The 18,637-nt window shown below is 63.2% G+C and carries 15 protein-coding genes; 9 read left to right on the top strand and 6 right to left on the bottom strand.

Annotation, left to right across the window (positions count from 1 at the left end; genetic code table 11):
- Positions 1 to 108: 108 nt before the first annotated feature.
- The 6 genes from FHR22_RS11720 to FHR22_RS11695 all read right to left on the bottom strand — a co-directional run bounded on the left by FHR22_RS11720 (position 109) and on the right by FHR22_RS11695 (position 6,603).
- Positions 109 to 885: an SDR family oxidoreductase gene (locus tag FHR22_RS11720; protein ID WP_166942356.1), complete on the bottom strand. Its 777-nt coding sequence runs from the start codon at positions 883 to 885 to the stop codon at positions 109 to 111.
- A 9-nt stretch (positions 886 to 894) separates the two neighbouring features.
- A complete protein-coding gene (locus tag FHR22_RS11715) occupies positions 895 to 1,920 on the bottom strand; it encodes a phosphotransferase (protein WP_166942353.1) in 1,026 nt (341 codons plus the stop codon).
- Positions 1,917 to 3,164, bottom strand: coding sequence for an acyl-CoA dehydrogenase family protein (locus FHR22_RS11710; protein ID WP_166942350.1), 1,248 nt, complete (start codon positions 3,162 to 3,164; stop codon positions 1,917 to 1,919). Before FHR22_RS11710 ends, FHR22_RS11715 begins: the two co-directional genes overlap by 4 nt.
- 51 nt (positions 3,165 to 3,215) lie before the next feature.
- Positions 3,216 to 4,445 carry a thiolase family protein gene (locus FHR22_RS11705; protein WP_166942346.1) on the bottom strand — a complete coding sequence of 410 codons (1,230 nt, stop codon included), beginning with the start codon at positions 4,443 to 4,445 and terminating at the stop codon, positions 3,216 to 3,218.
- Positions 4,446 to 4,779: 334 nt separating this feature from the next.
- Positions 4,780 to 5,349 carry a VOC family protein gene (locus FHR22_RS11700; protein WP_166942342.1) on the bottom strand — a complete coding sequence of 190 codons (570 nt, stop codon included), beginning with the start codon at positions 5,347 to 5,349 and terminating at the stop codon, positions 4,780 to 4,782.
- Positions 5,350 to 5,424: 75 nt separating this feature from the next.
- Positions 5,425 to 6,603, bottom strand: a complete 1,179-nt coding sequence (locus FHR22_RS11695) for a saccharopine dehydrogenase family protein (RefSeq protein WP_166942339.1) — start codon at positions 6,601 to 6,603, stop codon at positions 5,425 to 5,427.
- A 432-nt stretch (positions 6,604 to 7,035) separates the two neighbouring features.
- Here FHR22_RS11695 and FHR22_RS11690 point away from each other — a divergent pair, with 432 nt between their 5' ends.
- The 9 genes from FHR22_RS11690 (at position 7,036) to FHR22_RS22665 (ending at position 18,627) form a co-directional block, all read left to right on the top strand.
- The gene (locus tag FHR22_RS11690) at positions 7,036 to 7,818 is read left to right on the top strand and encodes an SDR family NAD(P)-dependent oxidoreductase (RefSeq protein ID WP_166942336.1); all 783 of its coding nucleotides are present in this window, start codon (positions 7,036 to 7,038) and stop codon (positions 7,816 to 7,818) included.
- Positions 7,819 to 7,960: 142 nt separating this feature from the next.
- A complete protein-coding gene (locus FHR22_RS11685; RefSeq protein ID WP_166942333.1) occupies positions 7,961 to 10,279 on the top strand; it encodes a TonB-dependent receptor in 2,319 nt (772 codons plus the stop codon).
- A gap of 180 nt (positions 10,280 to 10,459) precedes the next feature.
- Positions 10,460 to 12,817, top strand: a complete 2,358-nt coding sequence (locus FHR22_RS11680; protein ID WP_166942329.1) for a membrane-bound PQQ-dependent dehydrogenase, glucose/quinate/shikimate family — start codon at positions 10,460 to 10,462, stop codon at positions 12,815 to 12,817.
- 66 nt (positions 12,818 to 12,883) lie between these two features.
- Positions 12,884 to 14,101: an MFS transporter gene (locus FHR22_RS11675; protein ID WP_166942326.1), complete on the top strand. Its 1,218-nt coding sequence runs from the start codon at positions 12,884 to 12,886 to the stop codon at positions 14,099 to 14,101.
- Positions 14,102 to 14,266: 165 nt separating this feature from the next.
- Positions 14,267 to 15,196, top strand: coding sequence for an NAD(P)H-dependent flavin oxidoreductase (locus FHR22_RS11670; protein WP_208417628.1), 930 nt, complete (start codon positions 14,267 to 14,269; stop codon positions 15,194 to 15,196).
- A complete protein-coding gene (locus tag FHR22_RS11665) occupies positions 15,193 to 16,005 on the top strand; it encodes an enoyl-CoA hydratase-related protein (RefSeq protein WP_166942321.1) in 813 nt (270 codons plus the stop codon). Before FHR22_RS11670 ends, FHR22_RS11665 begins: the two co-directional genes overlap by 4 nt.
- 102 nt (positions 16,006 to 16,107) lie before the next feature.
- Positions 16,108 to 17,304: an acyl-CoA dehydrogenase family protein gene (locus tag FHR22_RS11660; protein ID WP_166942318.1), complete on the top strand. Its 1,197-nt coding sequence runs from the start codon at positions 16,108 to 16,110 to the stop codon at positions 17,302 to 17,304.
- A gap of 2 nt (positions 17,305 to 17,306) precedes the next feature.
- Entirely contained in the window at positions 17,307 to 18,419 is a 1,113-nt protein-coding gene (locus FHR22_RS11655; protein ID WP_166942315.1) for an acyl-CoA dehydrogenase family protein, read from the top strand.
- The gene (locus FHR22_RS22665; RefSeq protein ID WP_166942312.1) at positions 18,370 to 18,627 is read left to right on the top strand and encodes an aldehyde dehydrogenase family protein; all 258 of its coding nucleotides are present in this window, start codon (positions 18,370 to 18,372) and stop codon (positions 18,625 to 18,627) included. Before FHR22_RS11655 ends, FHR22_RS22665 begins: the two co-directional genes overlap by 50 nt.
- The last annotated feature ends 10 nt before the right edge of the window (positions 18,628 to 18,637 follow it).

Raw genomic sequence — 18,637 nt, 5'->3', positions numbered from 1 at the left:
TGGCGCGTTGGTGGTCGGTCGGACTTTCGGGGAATTCGCCTTCCCCCGCGGCTTTCGGTTGACCCGCGGGAGCCGAAATCGGTGCCCGAAGCGGCCCGACAGGGCAGGCTAGGGACTGCTCCGTATCGTCGTGCCGCCATCGATCACGATGCTTTGCCCGGTCATATAGGCCCCGGCTTTCGAGCCCAGGAACACGGCCGCTCCGGCGATCTCGTCGGGTTCTCCGATCCGGCCGAGAGGGATCGATTGCCGGAACGCCGCTTCCGCCCCGGGCGCCTCCCACAACGCGCGCGCAAAGTCGGTTCGGACCACACCCGGGGCCACCGTGTTGACCCGGATGTTGTGCGGCCCGAATTCGACGGCGAGGTTTCGCGCGAGCTGAAAGTCGGCAGCCTTGGAGATATGATAGGCTCCGATGACGTCCGATCCGATCAAGCCACCGATGGAGGAAATAAGGATGATCGCGCCGTCGCGGCGCTCGATCATCTGGGGCGCCACCATCGAAATGAGCCAGTGGTTCGCGAGCACATTATTGTCGAAGACCTTGCGAAACTGCTCGTCGCTGATGCCCGCCATCGGTCCATAATAGGGGTTCGACGCTGCGTTGCAGACGAGTATATCGATGCGCCCGAAAATCTCGAGCGTGCGTTCGACCAGCTTTTCGAGCGCCGCCTTGTCCGAGATGCTTGCCGCGATCGCGACGGCCCGTCCCTCGCCATACTCGGCGTTGATCGCGGCGGCGACTTCGTCGCAGGCATCCTGCTTGCGGCTAGAAATGACGACGCGCGCGCCCCTAGCAGCATAGGCTTCGGCGATCGCGCGACCGATCCCGCGCGAGGAGCCCGTGATCAGGGCCACTTTTTCAGATAAATCGAACAAATCCATGACTATCTCCTAGCTGCCCACGGCGCCGGCTTTACGCGCCTCTGCCCACGCGGATTTGGCAAGAGGCCGCACCCGCTCTGCGGATGCTGCGGCTTTCGCGCTCGACGCATTGCCGTCAGCGAGCCGCTTCTTGATCCCCTGGACAATGCTCGCGAGACGAAACAGGTTGTAAGCGAAATACCAGTTGAGATCGGGCAGGCCGCCGCGCCCCGTGGCCTCGCAATAGCGAGCCGTTATGTCCTCGAGCGAAGGCAGTCCCGTCGCCGCAAGGTCAAGGCCTCCGAGACCCGACTGCCCGTCGAACGGGATCACCCAGTTCATCGCGAGATAGGTGAAATCGGCCAGCGGATCGCCGATGGTCGCGAGCTCCCAGTCGAGAACCGCCCGAACCCGCGGTTCTTCCGCTTCATAAATCAGATTGTCGATCCGGTAGTCACCGTGGATGATCGAGGCGCGGGTCTGTTCGGGAACGGTGCGGGGCAGCCATTCGATCAGCCGTTCAATCTCGGCGATATCATCGGTCTGCGCGGCGCGGTATTGCCGCGTCCACCGATCGACCTGACGCGCGAAAAAATTGCCCGGGCGGCCGAAGTCCGTCAAGCCGAGCGTCTCGTGATCCAGACGGTGCAGTGCCGCCAGCGTGTCGATCATCGCCTCATGGCAGGGGCGGCGTTCGGCGAGCGGCAGCTGGGGCAGCGATGCATCCCAGAAGGTCCGGCCTTCGACCAGCTCCATCAGATAGAATGGGGAGCCGATGATGGACGCGTCCTCACACAGCGCGAGGGGAGCGGGAACCGGAAAGCCGGTCGGGCGAAGCGCCGACAAAAGGCGAAACTCGCGTTCGACCGCGTGTGCGGATGGGAGCAACGGCCCGAAAGGCTTGCGACGAAGCACATAGTTCTGGCCTTCCGTCTCGACCCTGTAGGTCGGATTGGACTGGCCACCGGAGAATTTTTCCAGACCCACCAGCTTCGGGAAACCGGGCACTTCGTCACGAAGCCAGCCTTCAAGAAGGGCCTCGTCGAGATCGCTCACCGGTTCTGGTCCCGATATTTCGCGAATTCGGCGCGGGCGATCGCACGGGCGTGGACTTCGTCGGGACCGTCGGCGAAACGCAGCGACCGGACATGCGCCCAGTCAGCGGCGAGCTCGAAATCCGCGGACACGCCGCCGCCGCCGTGCGCCTGGATCGCATCGTCGATGATGCCGAGCGCCATATGCGGTGCCTGGACCTTGATCATCGCGATTTCGTTCCGGGCAATCTTGTTGCCGGCTCGGTCCATCATGTCGGCGGCCTTGAGGCAGAGCAGCCGCGTCATTTCGATGTCGATGCGCGCGCGCGCGATCCGCTCTTCCCAAACGGAATATTCCGAGATGCGTTTGCCGAACACCGTGCGCGACCCGAGGCGTCTCGTCATCGCCTCGAGGGCTTCTTCGGCGAGACCGATCGTACGCATGCAATGATGGATGCGGCCGGGGCCGAGGCGGCCCTGGGCGATCTCGAAGCCACGCCCTTCGCCGAGGAGCAGATTTTCCGCCGGCACCTTCACATCGGTCAGCGTTATCTCCGCATGACCATGGGGCGCATGGTCATAGCCATAAACGGACAGGAGCCGCTCCACCCTGACGCCCGGCGTCTCGAGATCGACGAGGATCATCGCCTGCTGACGGTGGACATCGGCCTCCGGGTCGGTCTTTCCCATCAGCACCGCGAGTTTGCAGCGGGGATCTCCGGCACCCGACGACCACCATTTGCGTCCGTTGATGACATAATGGTCGCCCTCGCGCCGGATCGATGTGCCGATGTTGGTCGCGTCGGAGGAGGCAACGTCGGGTTCGGTCATGAGGAACGCCGAGCGGATCTCGCCGTCCATCAACGGCCTGAGCCAGCGGTCCTTGTGCTCGCGTGTCCCGTAGCGATGCAGCACTTCCATGTTCCCGGTGTCGGGAGCCGAACAGTTGAAGACCTCGGAAGCCCAGCTTATCCGGCCCATCTCTTCGGCGCACAGGGCATATTCGACGTTGGTGAGGCGTTCTCCCGAGAATTCGAAACTGTCGTCGACATGCGATTGACCGCCCGATGGCGGCATGAACAGATTCCACAAGCCGGCGCTCTTAGCTTTGGTCTTGAGACGCTCGATCGTTTGCAGCGGTTGCCATCGATCGCCTTGCGCAAGTTCCTGCGCGTAGGACGCCAAAGATGGTCGAACTTCGTGAATCACGAATTCGCGGACACGCCCGCTGAAATCCCGTTCACGCTGCGTCAGAGTGAAATCCATGTCGTGCTCCAAATATGCTCACGGTCGAGGTTTGCGACCGTGATTACCCGATCAGGCGGCGAGGACGGTCACGACGGCCGCAGCTTCCTCGACCCCGTGGTGACCGCCGCCGTTTTCGGCCACGGCGATCCTGGCCCCCGCGACCTGACGTGCACCGGCGCGGCCCCGCAACTGGGTGACCAGTTCGTAGATCTGGCCCAGCCCGGTTGCCGAAATGGGATGACCTTTCGATTCAAGGCCGCCCGATGGGTTGACCGGAATGCGTCCTCCCAGAGCGGTTTCGCCTCGGGCCGCTATCCAGCCGCCTTGTCCGACTTCGCAGAAGCCGAGATTCTCGACCTGAATGATCTCTGCGAATGCGGAAGCATCGTGCACTTCGGCAACCGACACGTCCGACGGCCCGATCCCCGCCTCATTATAGGCCTGGTCCGCCGCCTTGCGGCACAGATGCCGGTCGAACTCGGCCCATTCCCGGTCGCTCCCGCTGGTGAGCACGGTCGATAGCAGGCGAACCGGCGCGGCATCGACGAAACGGTCGAGAGCGGCGCGTGTGCACAGCAGCACCGCGGCGGCTCCGTCGCTGATCGGGGAGCACATCGGCAAGGTGAGGGGCCACGCGATCAGCGGTGCACCCAGCACGTCCTCGATGCTCATGTCCTTTTGATATTGAGCGAGAGGATTCATCGTGGAGTGTCGGTGGTTTTTGGCCGCGACCGCTGCGAGATGCTCCTGCGTCGTCCCGAACATGCGCATGTGACCGCGGGTGACCGAGGCGTAAAGTTCCATGAAGGGGCTGCGGACGCCTTCGGGCGTTCCCGGCGGCGGCGAGACGCCTTCGCCGATCGCCGTCAGGCGCTCGGCTATCGCATCGAGATCGTGTACATCCCAGCCGCCGTCGAAGATCGCCGACGACTTCAGTTTATCCTCGTCGTACATTTTCTCGGCGCCGACCGCCAAGGCGACGTCGGTCACACCCGCCCTCAGCATCATCACCGCCTGGTGGAGAGCGGTGGCGCCGCCCGCGCAGGCATTCTCGACATTGAGGATCGGAATGCCCGCGAAGCCCATGCTGCGCAGCGCTATCTGGCCGCGGATGGCATGCTGCCCTTCCATCAGTCCCTGGGTTATATTGGAAAACACCGCGGCGCCCACGTCGGCCTGCTGGGCATTGGCGTCGGAGAGGGCACCGCCGACCGCTTCGGCAACGAGTGACTTTACGGATCGGTCGAGATGCTTGCCGAAGCGGGTCATTCCTACACCGACAATGAAAATTTCTTCCATCGAGCTTCCTCATTCGGATTGCCAGAGAGCGAAGCGTGAGCCGTTCGGCCACGCGCGGTACGATTCTAAGAATCATGATTTAGATATCTGACTTTAAAGTCAGAGTCGAGTCGATTTTCTTCCGTCCCGGCGCGTCTGCCGGCCGCGGTGCCCCGGCATTTTATCGCTCCGGCTGGGAGAGGTTTGGACCGGGCCGAAAATCTCGGATGGGGCAGGGTTCGTCGGCCCGGCGTGGCCGAAGAACCGGGATCGGCTGATTTTGCGGGCGTATAACGCCGGCGGACGCGCGAGCCTGCGCGAAATCCTGTCGTCGCCTGCGGAAGGACGGTCCGCGCTAGGCCAGCGGTGACGCGGTGCGGATGGGATCTCGCCCGTCCCAATTTTGCGCATGGCCTTCGATGGCCTCGTAGAGTGCCCGCTTGGTTCCGCGATATTCGGAGATTTCGATGACGGATTCGGGCCGGTTCGGCTGAAAGACATAAGCGAAGCGGCTATGTTCTCCCAGCGGCGAGCCGGTTTGCCCGACGATATAACCTTGCTGCTGCAATTCGGTCAGGACGTCGTCGAACATCTCCACCCAATAGGCCTTATGCTGCAGGCCCTCGCCGTGCCTTAGCGCGAAGTCCCGCAACAAGGACGGTCCGTCATTCATCAGTTGCAGCAGCTCGATCTGCATTTGCCCCGCGTAGGACCATGCACCCCTGACGCGCGAATCGGTCGGTTCGCCGAAGTACAGCTGATCGCTTTTCTCCGGAGATTCGGCGACATAGAAGGGACCGACGCCGACGTCGGTCCACGCGCGGATCGCGTGATCGAGATCGCGCACCACAAAGCCCAGTTGCCGGATCGGGCCAAGCGGTTTCATCGCCTGCCGCGCGATCAGGGCATCGTCTTCAATCGACATCTTGGGGATCCTTTCAGGACTTCTGGTTCGTCGGTCAATCTGGCCGGGCGACTGGCAACGGCCTCATTATGCGCTTCAGCCCGGTGAAGCCACGCCGAACGAAATGCCCGCACGGTCCTCGAGGCGACGCTGGAGGCGATCGCCCAATGCCGCTGCCGCGGTCCACACGCCTCCGGTGGCCGGGCTTGCGTCCTCGGTAAGGCACAGCGCACACTCCGCGACGATCCTTGGCGTGAGGGCATATGGGTCTCCCTGCCCGGCGATCGTGGTGCGGATTTCCTGCCCGGCGTCAGTGCGGCCGACAAAGAGGATCTCGAAAGAGCCGGCAGCCAGATCCTCGTCGCTCGGCCCTTCGCCGGGTTTCAGGTCGATCTGCAGGGCCTTCACCACATTGGACCAGATATTGGCATCCGCCGCGGTTCGGGCCGATTCGGGATCGGTAGCGTCCGGAAGCATGATCATTTCGTCGTAAATGAAATCCTTGCCATATTGCCATCCGAGCAGGGCGTTCGAGAGATGGACCGACTTCGCATTCATCCCGGCCAGGATGAACGGCGCCACCCAGCTTTCGACGTCCGGATCGAATGTCACTTCCTTCTCGGCAGGCTGCGCCGGGCCGTCAAAACCGGGCACGAGCGCGAACGGGTTTGCGAGAAGCTGCGGGATCGCCGGATCGGCGCCCGCCGCCTCGACGCTGGCGCGGCCGCTGGCAAGGGTGCCGCCCGACAGTCCGCCGACCAGACGGCGGATGCGGCCCTTGATCCTTGTTGCCGGAGCACCGAATTTCTCGCGCGCTGCCTTCTGGAGGAGAAAAACGCCAAGATCCGACGGCACCGAGTCGAAGCCGCACGTGAAAATCAGGCGCGCGCCGGAAGCAATGGCCGCATCCTGGTAACGGTCGAGCATCTTGCGGATCCACACAGCGTCGCCGGAGATGTCGACATAGTCGGTGCCGCTTTGCGCGCAGGCCGCTACAAGGGGTTCGCCTACGGTCGCGAAAGGGCCTGCCGTGCTGATGAGCGTCTTCGCGCGCCGGGCAAGCGAGGTCGCTGCCGCCGGATCGGTGATATCGACTTCGATCAGCTCGACATGGCTCGGCACCCCAAACCGGGCCCGGACATCCTCCAGCTTCGTCGTGTCGCGGCCAGCCATCGCCCAGCGGAGGTCGCTCCCGTAGCTTTGGGCCAGATGCTCGCAGACGCGCTGACCGGTATAGCCGGTCGCCCCGCAGACGATAATGTCGAAATCCGTCATTTGGCTCTCCTAATTCGCTGCCGCCAGTTCATTCGCTGGCCGATTATCAAATAACACCGGGCGCAATCTCCCATCGCACCCCGGTGAGGCGCGATCGGCTTGATTTGGCTCGCCGCCGCATTGGCTTTTTTAGTCAGATGCTTGCGCAAGATTGACGCAGAAGTCAGTCATGTCAACCAAATTTCCCAACGCAGAGCGACGAAATTGCGAGGAAATTTAGTAAATTTGCGACTTGTCGAAAATTCGGACGGGAGGTTGCGTAAAAATAATTGACTTTGGCGTCATTTTTCCGAAGATGAAGGCGGCATAGCGCTGGCGATTCCGGCAGAGGGTGCTCCGGCCCGATCATCCTTTCAGAAACTTCAGCCGAACCGCTTCGGCGAGCGCGCTCGCCGCAAATGAGATTCACGATTTCGAACGTTGGGAAGAGACATGGACAGCATATTGGATTTGACCGGTAAGATCGCTCTCGTGACCGGCGGCGGGCAGGGCGTCGGGCGGGCAACCGCGATGCTCATGGCGCAGGCTGGCGCGAGCGTCGTGGTGAATGATTTTCACGCGGATCGCGCCCAGGCTGTCGCCGAGGAAATCGAAGCGCTGGGCGGCGTGGCAATGGCCCAGCAGGCCGACATTACAGATCTCGCAAGCGTCGAGGCGATGGCCGGTGAAGCCGTGGCGCGCTTCGGACGCATCGACATTTTGGTGAACAATGCGGGCAACGCCGGACCGTCGGACCCGAACATCAGCCCGAAACCATTTTGGGAAACATCGCCCGAGGAATGGGAACCGTTCATCTCGACAAACTTCAACGGCGTCATGAACTGTTGCAGGGCGGTGCTGCCGTCGATGACGCAGCACCGCGGCGGACGCATCATCACCGTCATTTCCGACGCCGGCCGCGTCGGTGAACCGCATCTAGCGGCATACTCGGGCGCGAAGGCCGGCGCAGCGGGCTTCATGCGCGCGATCGCGAAGGCGGTCGGACGCTACGATATTACCGCCAATTGCGTCGCGCTTTCGACAGTCCGCACGCCCGGCGTTGCGTCGATGATCGACGAGGGGGCGCTCGGTAAAATCCTTAAATCCTATGTGATCCGGCGTCTGGGCGAACCTTCGGACGCCGCGGGCCTCATTCTCTTCCTGGCATCGGGTGCCGGAAGCTGGATTACGGGCCAGACCTACCCGGTAAACGGCGGATATGCCTTCTCGAGCTAGCGCGCCGCGCCAAGCGAATGGCGCGGCCCGATTCATACGTATTGACTTCATAGTCAGATTATCTAACTTACGATTCGATCCCGTGCCTGTCTATTAGGCGCAGGGCGGCCCAACGATAAGACAAGGGAGATGGAGAATGATCATGATGACGCGCCGGAAGGCCAAGCTGCTGCGTTCCGCGGTTCCCGTCCTGGGGTTCGCCTTGCTATGCGGGCCGCAGGCGGCCTGGGCGCAGCTTGCCGACAAGGCGGATGCCGAAGCCGGCCAAGTCGAAGCCGGGCAGGTCGAAGCCGGCCAGGTCGAAGCCGAGACGGCTGGATCTGGCCAGAGTGATGGCGTGCAGGACATCATCGTCACCGCACAGAAGAAAAATCGTGCGGAGCGGCTGCAGGACGTTCCGGTATCCGTGACGGCCCTCGGATCCGCCCAGCTTGAGCAAACGCATTTTCAGAACCTGACCGATATCGCGATCCGCGCGCCCGGCGTTTCGCTTGGCCCCAACGGCGGTGCGCGCGGTTATGCGTCGTCCAATATCCGCGGTCTCGGTACCGCTTCGGGCAATCCCGATTCGCAGCCGGCGGTCGGCGTCTTCGTCGATGGGGTCTATCTCGGCGTCAATGCCGGCACCAATTTCGACACGTTCGACCTGGAAGGCATCGAGATTCTGCGCGGGCCGCAGGGCACGTTGCAGGGACGAAATGTGACCGGCGGCGCCGTGCTCCTCACGACGCGGCGACCTGGAAACAAATTCTCGGTCTATGGTCAGGCGAGCGTCGAAACCGGGCCCGAATATAATGTTGCGGCCAGCGTCGAGGGGCCGATCATCGAAGACAGGCTCCTTGCCAAGCTTTCCGGCTATTATCGGAACGATCGCGGCTGGTTCGACAATCCGTCGCTGGGCCGCAAGATGGGTCGCGAGGAGAATTGGTTTATCCGGCCGACGGTCGTTCTCAAGCTCGGCGATGCAGTAACGCAGACGGTCATTGCCGAACGCGGCCGAACCCGGGGCGACGGCTCGGTGTTCCAGAATCTGCCGCAAGGTGCGGTGCCGCGCGACCCCGATTTCGAGAATTTGCAGGGAAATCCCGGCTATACGCGGACCGATTATTTCTCGATCACGTCGGAGACCCAGATCGACGTCGCCTTCGGCGATGGCGTCATCACAAATCTCTTCAACTATCGCGAGCTGAAGAACGAGTTTCAAAGCGACTATGACGGCACGCCGGCCTATATCTTCGACAATACCGACTATCTGGACCAGCATCAGTACAGCGACGAGCTTCGCTACGCCGGGCGGTTCGGCAATCTCGATCTCACCGCCGGGCTATATTATTTCAAGCAGAAATATTTCTATCTGCAGGATCGGCAGATCCTGAATGCAACGATCAACCGGACTTACGGGGGAGACGTCCGTCAGGAATCGATCGGAATTTTCGCTCAGGGCGAGTATCATGCGTCCGATCGCCTGTCGTTCACGCTTGGCGGGCGATATACGAGCGAAACCAAGGATGCGATCGTCTATCTGCAGCCGACGAACAACAACAGCACCTGCAGTTTCGTGACGAAGTCCTGCGACGTACCCGGCGGTCCGCCGCCCTATTATGCGAAGCACAAATGGCCCTCGTTCACCCCTAAGTTCGGCATAAACTACAAGCCCGAAGAGAATGTCCTGATTTTCGCGAGCGTCAGCGAGGGCGTTCGGAACGGTGGTTATAATGTCCGCTCGAACGCCGCGAACGCCTCGGCTCCCGGGGTCACTCCGGTGGTCCCGGCGAACACCGTCCCGGCATCCGATCCGTTTTTCGACGTCGAAACGGTCTGGTCCTACGAAGTAGGGTTCAAATCCGATCTCTTCGATCGCAAGGTCCGCCTGAATGGATCGGTCTATCTGAGTGACGTCAGCGACCTGCAACGCGACATCACCGTGGCATCGGTGACTCAGGGCACCGTGTCCGTCGTCGCGAATGCGACCGACGCCACCATTCTCGGGTTCGAGGCCGAGTTGACCGTCATTCCCGTGCGCGGGCTCGAGCTGACCGGCAACCTTGGCTATGTGGACGTTCAATACAAGAATGTGACGTTCGACCTCAACGGCGACGGCCGCATCGACAGCATCGACTATGGCCTTGTCCCGCCGCGGACGGCGCCCTGGAACTATAATATCGGCGCGGCCTATACGACCGCGCTCCCGAACGACATGCGCCTGGAAGGGAGCGTCAATTACAGCTACCGCTCGCGGGGGCCGGCGAACGATGCCAACACGCGCTTCCTCACCGCCCGCAAGGACCTCAGCGCCAATCTGACCCTGCACCTGCCCGGCGACCGGGCCGAACTCTCGGTCTACGGCAGGAACCTGCTCAACACCTCGAACGAGGGCTTCGTGCAGGACGCGTTCGACTATACGTTGCGCGCTTTGCTGGAAGGTCGATCGATCGGCGTGCAGGCGAAGTTTCGCTTTTGATGACCGGGCTTTGAGCCTGGTCGATCCGAAAGGGGGCCCGCCGGTGCGGACCCCCGCCTCCTGTCGCTGGAGGCGGAGGCAAAAGCGCGCTTCTTTGCAGGCGCCGGTCCGCAATCCGGCGGCTCGTTCGGGCCGCACCCTTCAAGGAAACAAGGGCAGGGCGCTCGGAAAGGTTACGCTGTGACCCGTGGCAAGCTCGGCATGACGCTCCGCGCGCTGGCCGTACTGGTCGGCCTTTGGGCAGCTGCATTTCTTTATGGCGGCATGCTGCTCGTCAGCGCGGACGGTTCGCCCTATTATCTTGGCGCGGGTCTATGGCTGGGCGGCCTCGCCGTCGCTGTCTGGCGCGCAAGCCGCTGGGCGCTGGGGGGTGCGGGTTTGCTGCTGCTCGTCACATCGGTGTGGACGTGGTTCGAAAGCGGGCTCGACATCTGGGCGATGCTGCCGCGCCTCGGGCTTCTCGCTCTGCTCGGCTTGATGCTCCTCATCCTGACCATGATGGGCGCGCTCGGCGGCCGGCCCGCGACGAGGGCCGCGTCGGGCGGAACCGCGGCGCTGGTTCTGCTGATGCTCGCCATGCCTGTGGCTGGTCTTGTCACCGCGTCATCCTTCTCCCCTGCGCCCACAGGCTTACGGGCGGATTTTCCTTCCGCCGAAACCGGCGCCGGAGACGACTGGACCGATTATGGCGGCACCCCCGAAGGTCTGCGCTATACGCGGCTTGCGCAGATCACGCCCGAAAATGTGGCGCGACTGAAACCGGCCTGGGAATATAGCTTCGGCGACGCCGAACCCTATAACCTCCAGATCGCGCCCCTGAAAATCGGCAAGCTCGTCTATGCCTGCAACAGTACGAACGTTCTCGTGGCCCTCGACGCCGTCTCGGGCAAACAGGTGTGGCGCTACGATCCCGAGGCTGAAGTCCAGCGTGCGCCGTTCCGCGCTTGCCGGAGCCTCGGATATCACAGGGATACCGCGCGGACGGGCCCGTGCCAGGCCCGGATCCTCGAGACGACAATCGATGCGCGCCTCATCGCGATCGATGCGCTGAGCGGCCGGCCATGTCAGGATTTCGGGCGCAATGGAGAAGTTTCGCTGCTCGAAGGCCTGGGCCCGGTAGCGAAAGGATATTATTTCATCAACGGCGGGCCGACGATCGCCCGCGGCAAGGTCGTGGTCGGTGCGGCGGTCGCGGACAATCAGAAATGGGGCGAGCCCTCGGGCGTGATCCGCGCGTTCGACGTCACCACCGGCCAGCTTTCATGGGCGTATGACGTCGGAGCCCCGAACCGGATCGGCGCGCCGCCACCCGGCGAAATCTATACCCGGGCGACACCCAATAGCTGGGCCCAGATGGCGTATGACGACAAGCTCGGCCTGATTTATGTCCCGACGGGCAATGCGACACCCGATCATTATGGCCGGCAGCGTCGTCCGATCGACGACGAGATATCCAGTGCGTTGATGGCGCTCGACATCGAGACCGGACGGCGGCGGTGGGTCTTCCAGACGACCCACCATGATCTTTGGGACTATGATCTCGGCTCGCAGCCGGTGCTTTTCGACATGCCGACCGCGTCGGGGCCGGTTCCAGCCGTCGTCCAGCCGACAAAGCGCGGCGAACTTTTCATTCTCGACCGTGCGACGGGCGTGCCCGTCACAAGCGTTGAGGAGCGGCGCGTGCCCGTCGAGGGAGCGCCGCCACGCGAGCGCGTATCGCCGACGCAACCCTTTTCGACGGGAATGCCGTCGCTCGCGGGCGCCCCGCTTCGCGAGGCCGATATGTGGGGCATCACGCCGTTCGACCAGCTCTGGTGCCGCATCACCTTCAAGCGCGCCCGCTATTCGGGCCCGCTGACCCCGCCCGGACCGACGCCGAGTATCATGTATCCGGGTTACGCGGGCGGAATGAACTGGGGCAGCGTGTCGATCGACCCGTCGCGGCGGGTCCTCGTCACCGTCACCTCCCATCTCGCCAATTATATGCGCCTCGTTCCGCGCGCCGAGGCGAACCGGGCGGGCGCCTTCGCGATGGGCGAGGGGCGCGAGGGAATGGACGCCATGCGGGGCATCAAGGCGCAGGCGAACACCCCCTATGGCGTGGAAACGCAAAGCTTTCTTTCCCCGCTTCAGGTCCCGTGCCAGCAACCGCCATGGGCGCGCATCAATGCGATCGATCTGTCGGCCCGCAAGCTCCTCTGGTCACGCCCGCTGGGAACGAGCCGCGACACCGGCCCCTTGGGGTTGCGCACGATGCTTCCCCTGCCGATCGGCGTACCGTCGCTAGGGGGCGTGCTTGTCACCGGGACGGGCCTGGCCTTCGTGGGCGCCAGCAATGACCGGCGCTTTCGCGCCTTCGATACATCGACCGGGAAGGAGCTCTGGGGAGCCGACTTGCCCGCGTCAGGGATCGCGCCCGTCATTTCCTATCGCGATGCGGGCAGCGGCCGGCAATTCATCCTGCTCGCCGCCGGAGGGCACAAGCCCCTGGGCGCGCGAGGCGGCGACAGGCTGGTGGCCTATGCGTTGCCGCAGTGAAAAGTCGGAATTTGAACTGATGATAGCATCGAATAACGCAAGTGTATGGAACAACGGGAGCGCGTCATGACAGGCCTCACAATATTTCGGCGCGACCCGGTCGCGACGGCGTTTGCAGGAGCTGTCGCCCTGCTACCGTCTTCTGCAGCCGTGATTTTCTACTCGCAGGGTTTTTTCCTGGGGCCGGTCACGAAAGAATTCGGCTGGACCCGCTCGCAATTCATGGGGACCGTCACGATGGCGCTGATTGCGCTTGCCGTTCTGTACCCGCTTGCCGGAAGACTGGGGGATCGCTTCGGCGCGCGGCGGGTGCTCGTGCCGGGAATCCTGCTGTTCGGGCTCGGCATGATGTCGCTCTCGCTGGTCGGCGATAATCTGCCGCTTTACGCTATTTTGACGATCCTCATCGGCATGGCGGGCGTGGTGCAATCGCCGCTTCTCTACTCGATGGTCGTGACCCACCGCGCGCCGCTGCGTTCGCGCGGCAAGCTCATCGCGATCTGCACCACCGGTGTTCCGCTCGGCAACATGGCGATCCCGCCGCTCGTGGTGTGGCTGATCGCCGAATTCGGGTGGCGCGGTGCGCGCGTCGGCCTCGGACTGGCGATCCTTCTCTGTGCCCTTCCGGTCGCGCTCCTGTTCATGGGCGATGCCCGCGAACGCATCAAATCCGTATCCGAGAAGACGCGCAGCGCAGCTTTGTCGGTTATTTCGCGCCGGCCCGGCATCCTGCTCCTGTCGGCGATCTTTCTCAGCGGGCTCGCGCTCAATGGCTTTCTTGTCAGCCTCGTGCCCATGGTCACCGATCGCGGTCTACAGCCGTCGGACGCCGCGCGCATTCTCGTCGTGGCGGCGGTCGCGGGCGTCTTCGGACGCATCGGTGCGGGCTGGCTCCTCGACCGCGTCCAGAAACCGCAGATCGGCGTCCTCTGGTATGTCGCCGGCACGATCGGCATCGGCCTGTCCTTCTATCCCGGCGGTTCGCTGGTCCTGACCATCGGCTCGATCTGCCTTGGGCTGGCCCTGGGGGCCGAGACCGAGCTCGGCGCCTATTACACCAGCCGCTTTTATGACCGGAAACATTTCGGCGAAGTGCTCGGCTTGCTGAGCTGCTGCTACACGATCGGCGGTGCCCTCGGCGGCCAGATGTTCAGTCTGTTTTTCGACCAGTTCGGCGATTACGTCCTGGCTTCGATCGTCGCAGCCGTCCTCGTCGCCGTGAGTGCGGTCCTGCTCCTCGCCTTGCCCCCTTATCCGACGCCGTCAGACGATGCCGCTCATTGAGCCGAAGCCTTCCAGACGCGAAGCCGGCAAGGATAATACTTTAAAGTTATATAATTGACTTTCAGGTCAGATTGCATATTTCTGTGTCATCGCAAACCGGCGCCACGCCGAGTCTAGGGAGAGACGAAAGCCATGATTCCCGCTGCCTTCGAAGGGCGCCTTCGCATGCCGGCGATCGTTTCGCCGATGTTCCTGATCTCGAGCCCCGATCTCGTCGTCGAATCCAGTCGCGCGGGCCTCGTCGGTTCCTTCCCGGCCTTCAATCAACGGACGTCCGAAGGCTATGAGGATTGGCTGAAGGATATCCGCGGCCGGCTGACGCCGTCGGACGCGCCGTGGGCGACGCAATTCTCGGTTCACAAGTCGAACGCGCGGCTGGCCGAGGACATTGCGCTGACGGTGAAATATCAGGTTCCGATCCTGATTTCCTCGATCGGTATCACGCGCGAGGTCACCGACGCCGTGCACGCCTATGGCGGCCTGTGCTTCCATGACGTCATCAATGTCCGGCATGCCCAAAAGGCGCTCGAGGCGAATGTCGACGGCATCATTGCCATCGCGTCGGGCGGGGGCGGCCATTCGGGGACGTACAACCCGTTCGCGTTCCTGGGAGAGTTGAGGCCGCTGGTCGGGGACAAGACCCTCATCCTGGGTGGCTGTATCAGTGACGGCGCCTCGCTCGCCGGGGCGATCGCGGCCGGCGCCGACATGGGGTATATCGGGACGCGGTTCATCAACACGACCGAAAGCACGGCGTCGGAGCGTCTGAAGCAGCTCCTCATCGAATCCGATATTACCGACGTCGTCTATACCGACGAGGTCGACGGACTTGGCGGCAGCTGGCTAAAGCAGACGATTCCGGCCCCCGGCTATTTCGGCGACCTCGGAGGCGCCAAGGTCGATATCAGCAAGGTGCTCGGCGAGCCCAAGCGCTGGAAGGACATCCTCAGCGCGGGGCAGGGCGTCGGGTCGATTCACGACGTCGTTCCCACGCGCGAACTGATCGATCAGTTCGAGCGCGAATATCATGAAGCAATCGACAGGCTTGTCGGATTGCGAGGCGCTCGCCCAGACCAAGGAGGCAAAAACGCATGACCGGTTCGACCTTGCAAAAGGATGTGGAAGCGACGGGATTCGAGCATATCGTGGTCGAGCGCCGCGGCCCGATAACCATTCTCACGATCGCACGGCCCGCGGCCCGCAACGCGCTGCACGTTCCCGCGCATTTTGAACTGGCCCGGGCAATCGACGATTTCGCCGCCGACGATGAGGCGTGGGTCGCCATCATCACCGGGTCCGGGGACCGCGCCTTTTGCGCCGGGCAGGATCTCACGCAACCTCTGCCCGTCGATGCTTCGGACCTTCCATCGTCCGGGTTCGGCGGGATGACAACGCGCTTCGACCTGACCAAGCCTGTGATCGCAGCGGTGAACGGCTACGCGTTCGGCGGAGGCTTCGAACTCGCCCTGGCATGCGACCTGATCGTCGCCAGCGAGACCGCCCGCTTTGGGCTGCCCGAGCCGAAGGTCGGCGTCGTTGCGCTTGCCGGCGGTATCCAGCGCATCACGCATGAGCTCGGATTGAAGCGGGCGATGGGTCTGCTTCTGACCGGGGCGACGCTGGAAGCAGCTGACGCGCTGCGCATGGGCGTCGTCAATGAAGTCGTCGAAGGCGATGCGATGGAAGGGGCCCTCCGCCTCGCCGAGACGATCCTCGCCTGTAGCCCGCTCGCCGTGCGGGCGACCAAGGAAGCGGCGATGGCCAGCCTTGCCTCGTCGCTCACGACCAGCATCTTCGACATCTGGGACCGGCCCGCCGTGCAAGAAGCGATCCGCTCCAAGGACGCGCAAGAAGGGCGCAATGCGTTCATCGAAAAGCGTCCTCCGCGCTGGAGCGCGACTTAGGGCCGGGCCGGCCCCTCAGATTGACGATGTTTCGCTGCGGTCGGGGCATGACCGCTCCGATGTTTCGCCCGCTTTCGGGCGGCAGATAAGAAGGTGGTTCGGATGAACCTCGATTTCACGCCAGACGAGGAGCGCTTTCGTGCCGAGGTGCGTTCCTTTCTGAAAGCCAGGCTCCCGGCCCGGATCGCCGACAAGGTGCGCACCGGGAAGCGCCTTCACAAAAAGGACCACGAAGAATGGCATGCCATCCTGCACGAGCGGGGGTGGCTGGCGAGCCACTGGCCGCCCGAGTACGGCGGACCGGGCTGGACCACCGCGCAGGCACATATCTTCGACGAAGAAGTGTCGCTCGCCTTCGCGCCGAGGGTCATTCCCTTCGGCGTCTCGATGCTCGGCCCAGTGCTGATCAAATTTGGCACGAGTGCCCAGAAGCAGCACTGGCTCCCTCGTATTCTCGATGGCACCGACTGGTGGTGTCAGGGCTATTCCGAGCCCGGCGCAGGCTCGGACCTCGCAAGCCTCAAGACGAGCGCCGTACGGCAGGGCGATCATTATCTGGTGAACGGCCAGAAGACTTGGACCACCCTCGCGCAATATGCCGACATGATTTTCTGCCTGGTGCGCACCTCGGCCGAGGGAAAGAAACAGGCGGGGATCTCCTTCCTCCTGATCGACATGAAGTCGCCCGGCGTCGAGGTTCGGCCCATCATCACGCTCGAAGGCGAGCATGAGGTCAACGAGATTTTCTTCACCGACGTTCGCGTCCCGGTGGAGAATCTCGTCGGCGAGGAGAATATGGGCTGGACCTACGCGAAATATCTGCTGACCTACGAACGCACCAGCGAGGCGCGCGTGGGCGCCGCAACCGCGTCGCTCGCTTTTCTCAAGCAGATCGCGCAGACCGAAGAGAAGGGCGGTCGTCCCTTGGCGGAAGACCCGCTCTTCGCCGCGCGTATCGCGCGGGTCGAAATCGACCTCGAGAATATGAAGACCACAAATCTGCGGGTGCTGGCCGGTTCGGGAAGCAGCGCGGCGCCACTCGAACTCAGTGCCATGCTCAAGATCCGCGGGACCGAAATCAGGCAGGAACTCGCCAGCCTCGCGCGCATCGCCCTCGGCCCTTACGCACAGCCCTTCGTGTCCGAGGCGCTCGACGAAGAGTTCCAGGGTTCGCGGATCGGCCCCGACTATGCCGGCGGCCTCGCCGCCCATTATTTCAACGAACGGAAACTTTCGATCTTTGCCGGGTCGAACGAAGTGCAGCGCGAAATCATCACCAAAGTTAGTCTGGAACTCTGACGATGGATTTTCACCATAGCGCGGAACGGTCGATGCTCGCCGAAACGTTCGGTCGCTTTCTCCAGAAGCGGTATCCGGTCGAAGTGCGGCACGAGATCAGCGCGTCGGCGATCGGCTGGTCTCCGGCCCACTGGGCCGAACTGGCCGAGCTTGGGGTCCTGTGCGGGCTGGTTTCGGAAACCGCGGGGGGCTTTGGCGGCAGCGGTTTCGACATTGCCGCGATTTTCGAGCAGCTGGGGCGCGCCATGGCGGTGGAGCCATTTCTCGGGACGCTCATGGCGACGCGGACGCTCGCCATGGTGGGCGGTCACGACGGCCTGATCGGCGACGTCCTGGGTGGCGCCTCGATATTGGCATTCGCACATGAGGAGTCCGCAAGCCGTTATGATCTGACGAACATCGCGGCGCACGCAAGGCGAGATGGAGATGCGTGGCTCCTTAACGGGGGCAAGGCGGTCGTGCCGCAGCTCGAGGCTGCGGATGATATCATCGTCTCTGCGCGCATCGCTGGAATGAAAGGCGAGCGCGCGGGCATCGGCCTCTTCCTCGTGAAGCGCGCGGCGCCTGGAGTTGTTGTCGAGGGATATCCGCTGATCGACGGCGGACGCGCAGGCGAGCTGCAGCTGGTCGACACGCCAGGCCTGCTGCTGACCGACGATGCCCATCCGGTCCTGGAGGATGTCGTCGCGGCCGGCATCGTCGCGCTGAGCTGGGAAGCCGTCGGCATCATGGACATGATCAAAGCGACCACCCTCGACTATCTGCGGACGCGCCATCAGTTCGGCGTTCCGATCGGCAAGTTCCAGGCGCTACAACATCGCATGGCCACCGTCGCGCTCGAGATCGAACAGGCGCGATCGGCGGCGATCAACGCCGCCAACGCCCTGCAGGGCGATCGCGCCAAACGCGAACGGAGTGTTTCGGCGGCGAAGTACACGATCGGGCGAGCGGGCACGCTGGTCGCCGAAGAAGCGATCCAGCTGCATGGCGGCATGGGCATGACCTGGGAGCTTCCGGTGTCGCACTTCGCCAAGCGGCTGGTGATGATCGGTCATCAACTCGGCGATGAAGATCACCACCTCGCCCGGTTCATCCGGTTCGGACAGGCCGCGTGAGCAAAGCAGGCGGCGCACCGGCCTCGGACGGCGGCTGCTATGTCAATCCCATGGTTCTGGTCGATGTCACGCCGACATGAGCGTCGTGTGCGAAGAAATATTCGGCCCGGTCCTCGTCGCGCAACGCTTCGATGACCTGGATCAGGTGGCGCGGGAAGCGAATGACAGCGAATATGGCCTCGGCCCGCACGCGCGGCCGCACCTTTGAACGGGCTGGA

This window comes from Sphingopyxis panaciterrae, from assembly GCF_011762125.1.
GTDB classification, from domain to species: Bacteria; Pseudomonadota; Alphaproteobacteria; order Sphingomonadales; family Sphingomonadaceae; genus Sphingopyxis; species Sphingopyxis panaciterrae.
The sequence above is the reverse complement of the archived record's forward strand: the minus strand, read 5'-3'. Positions and strand labels throughout refer to the sequence as shown.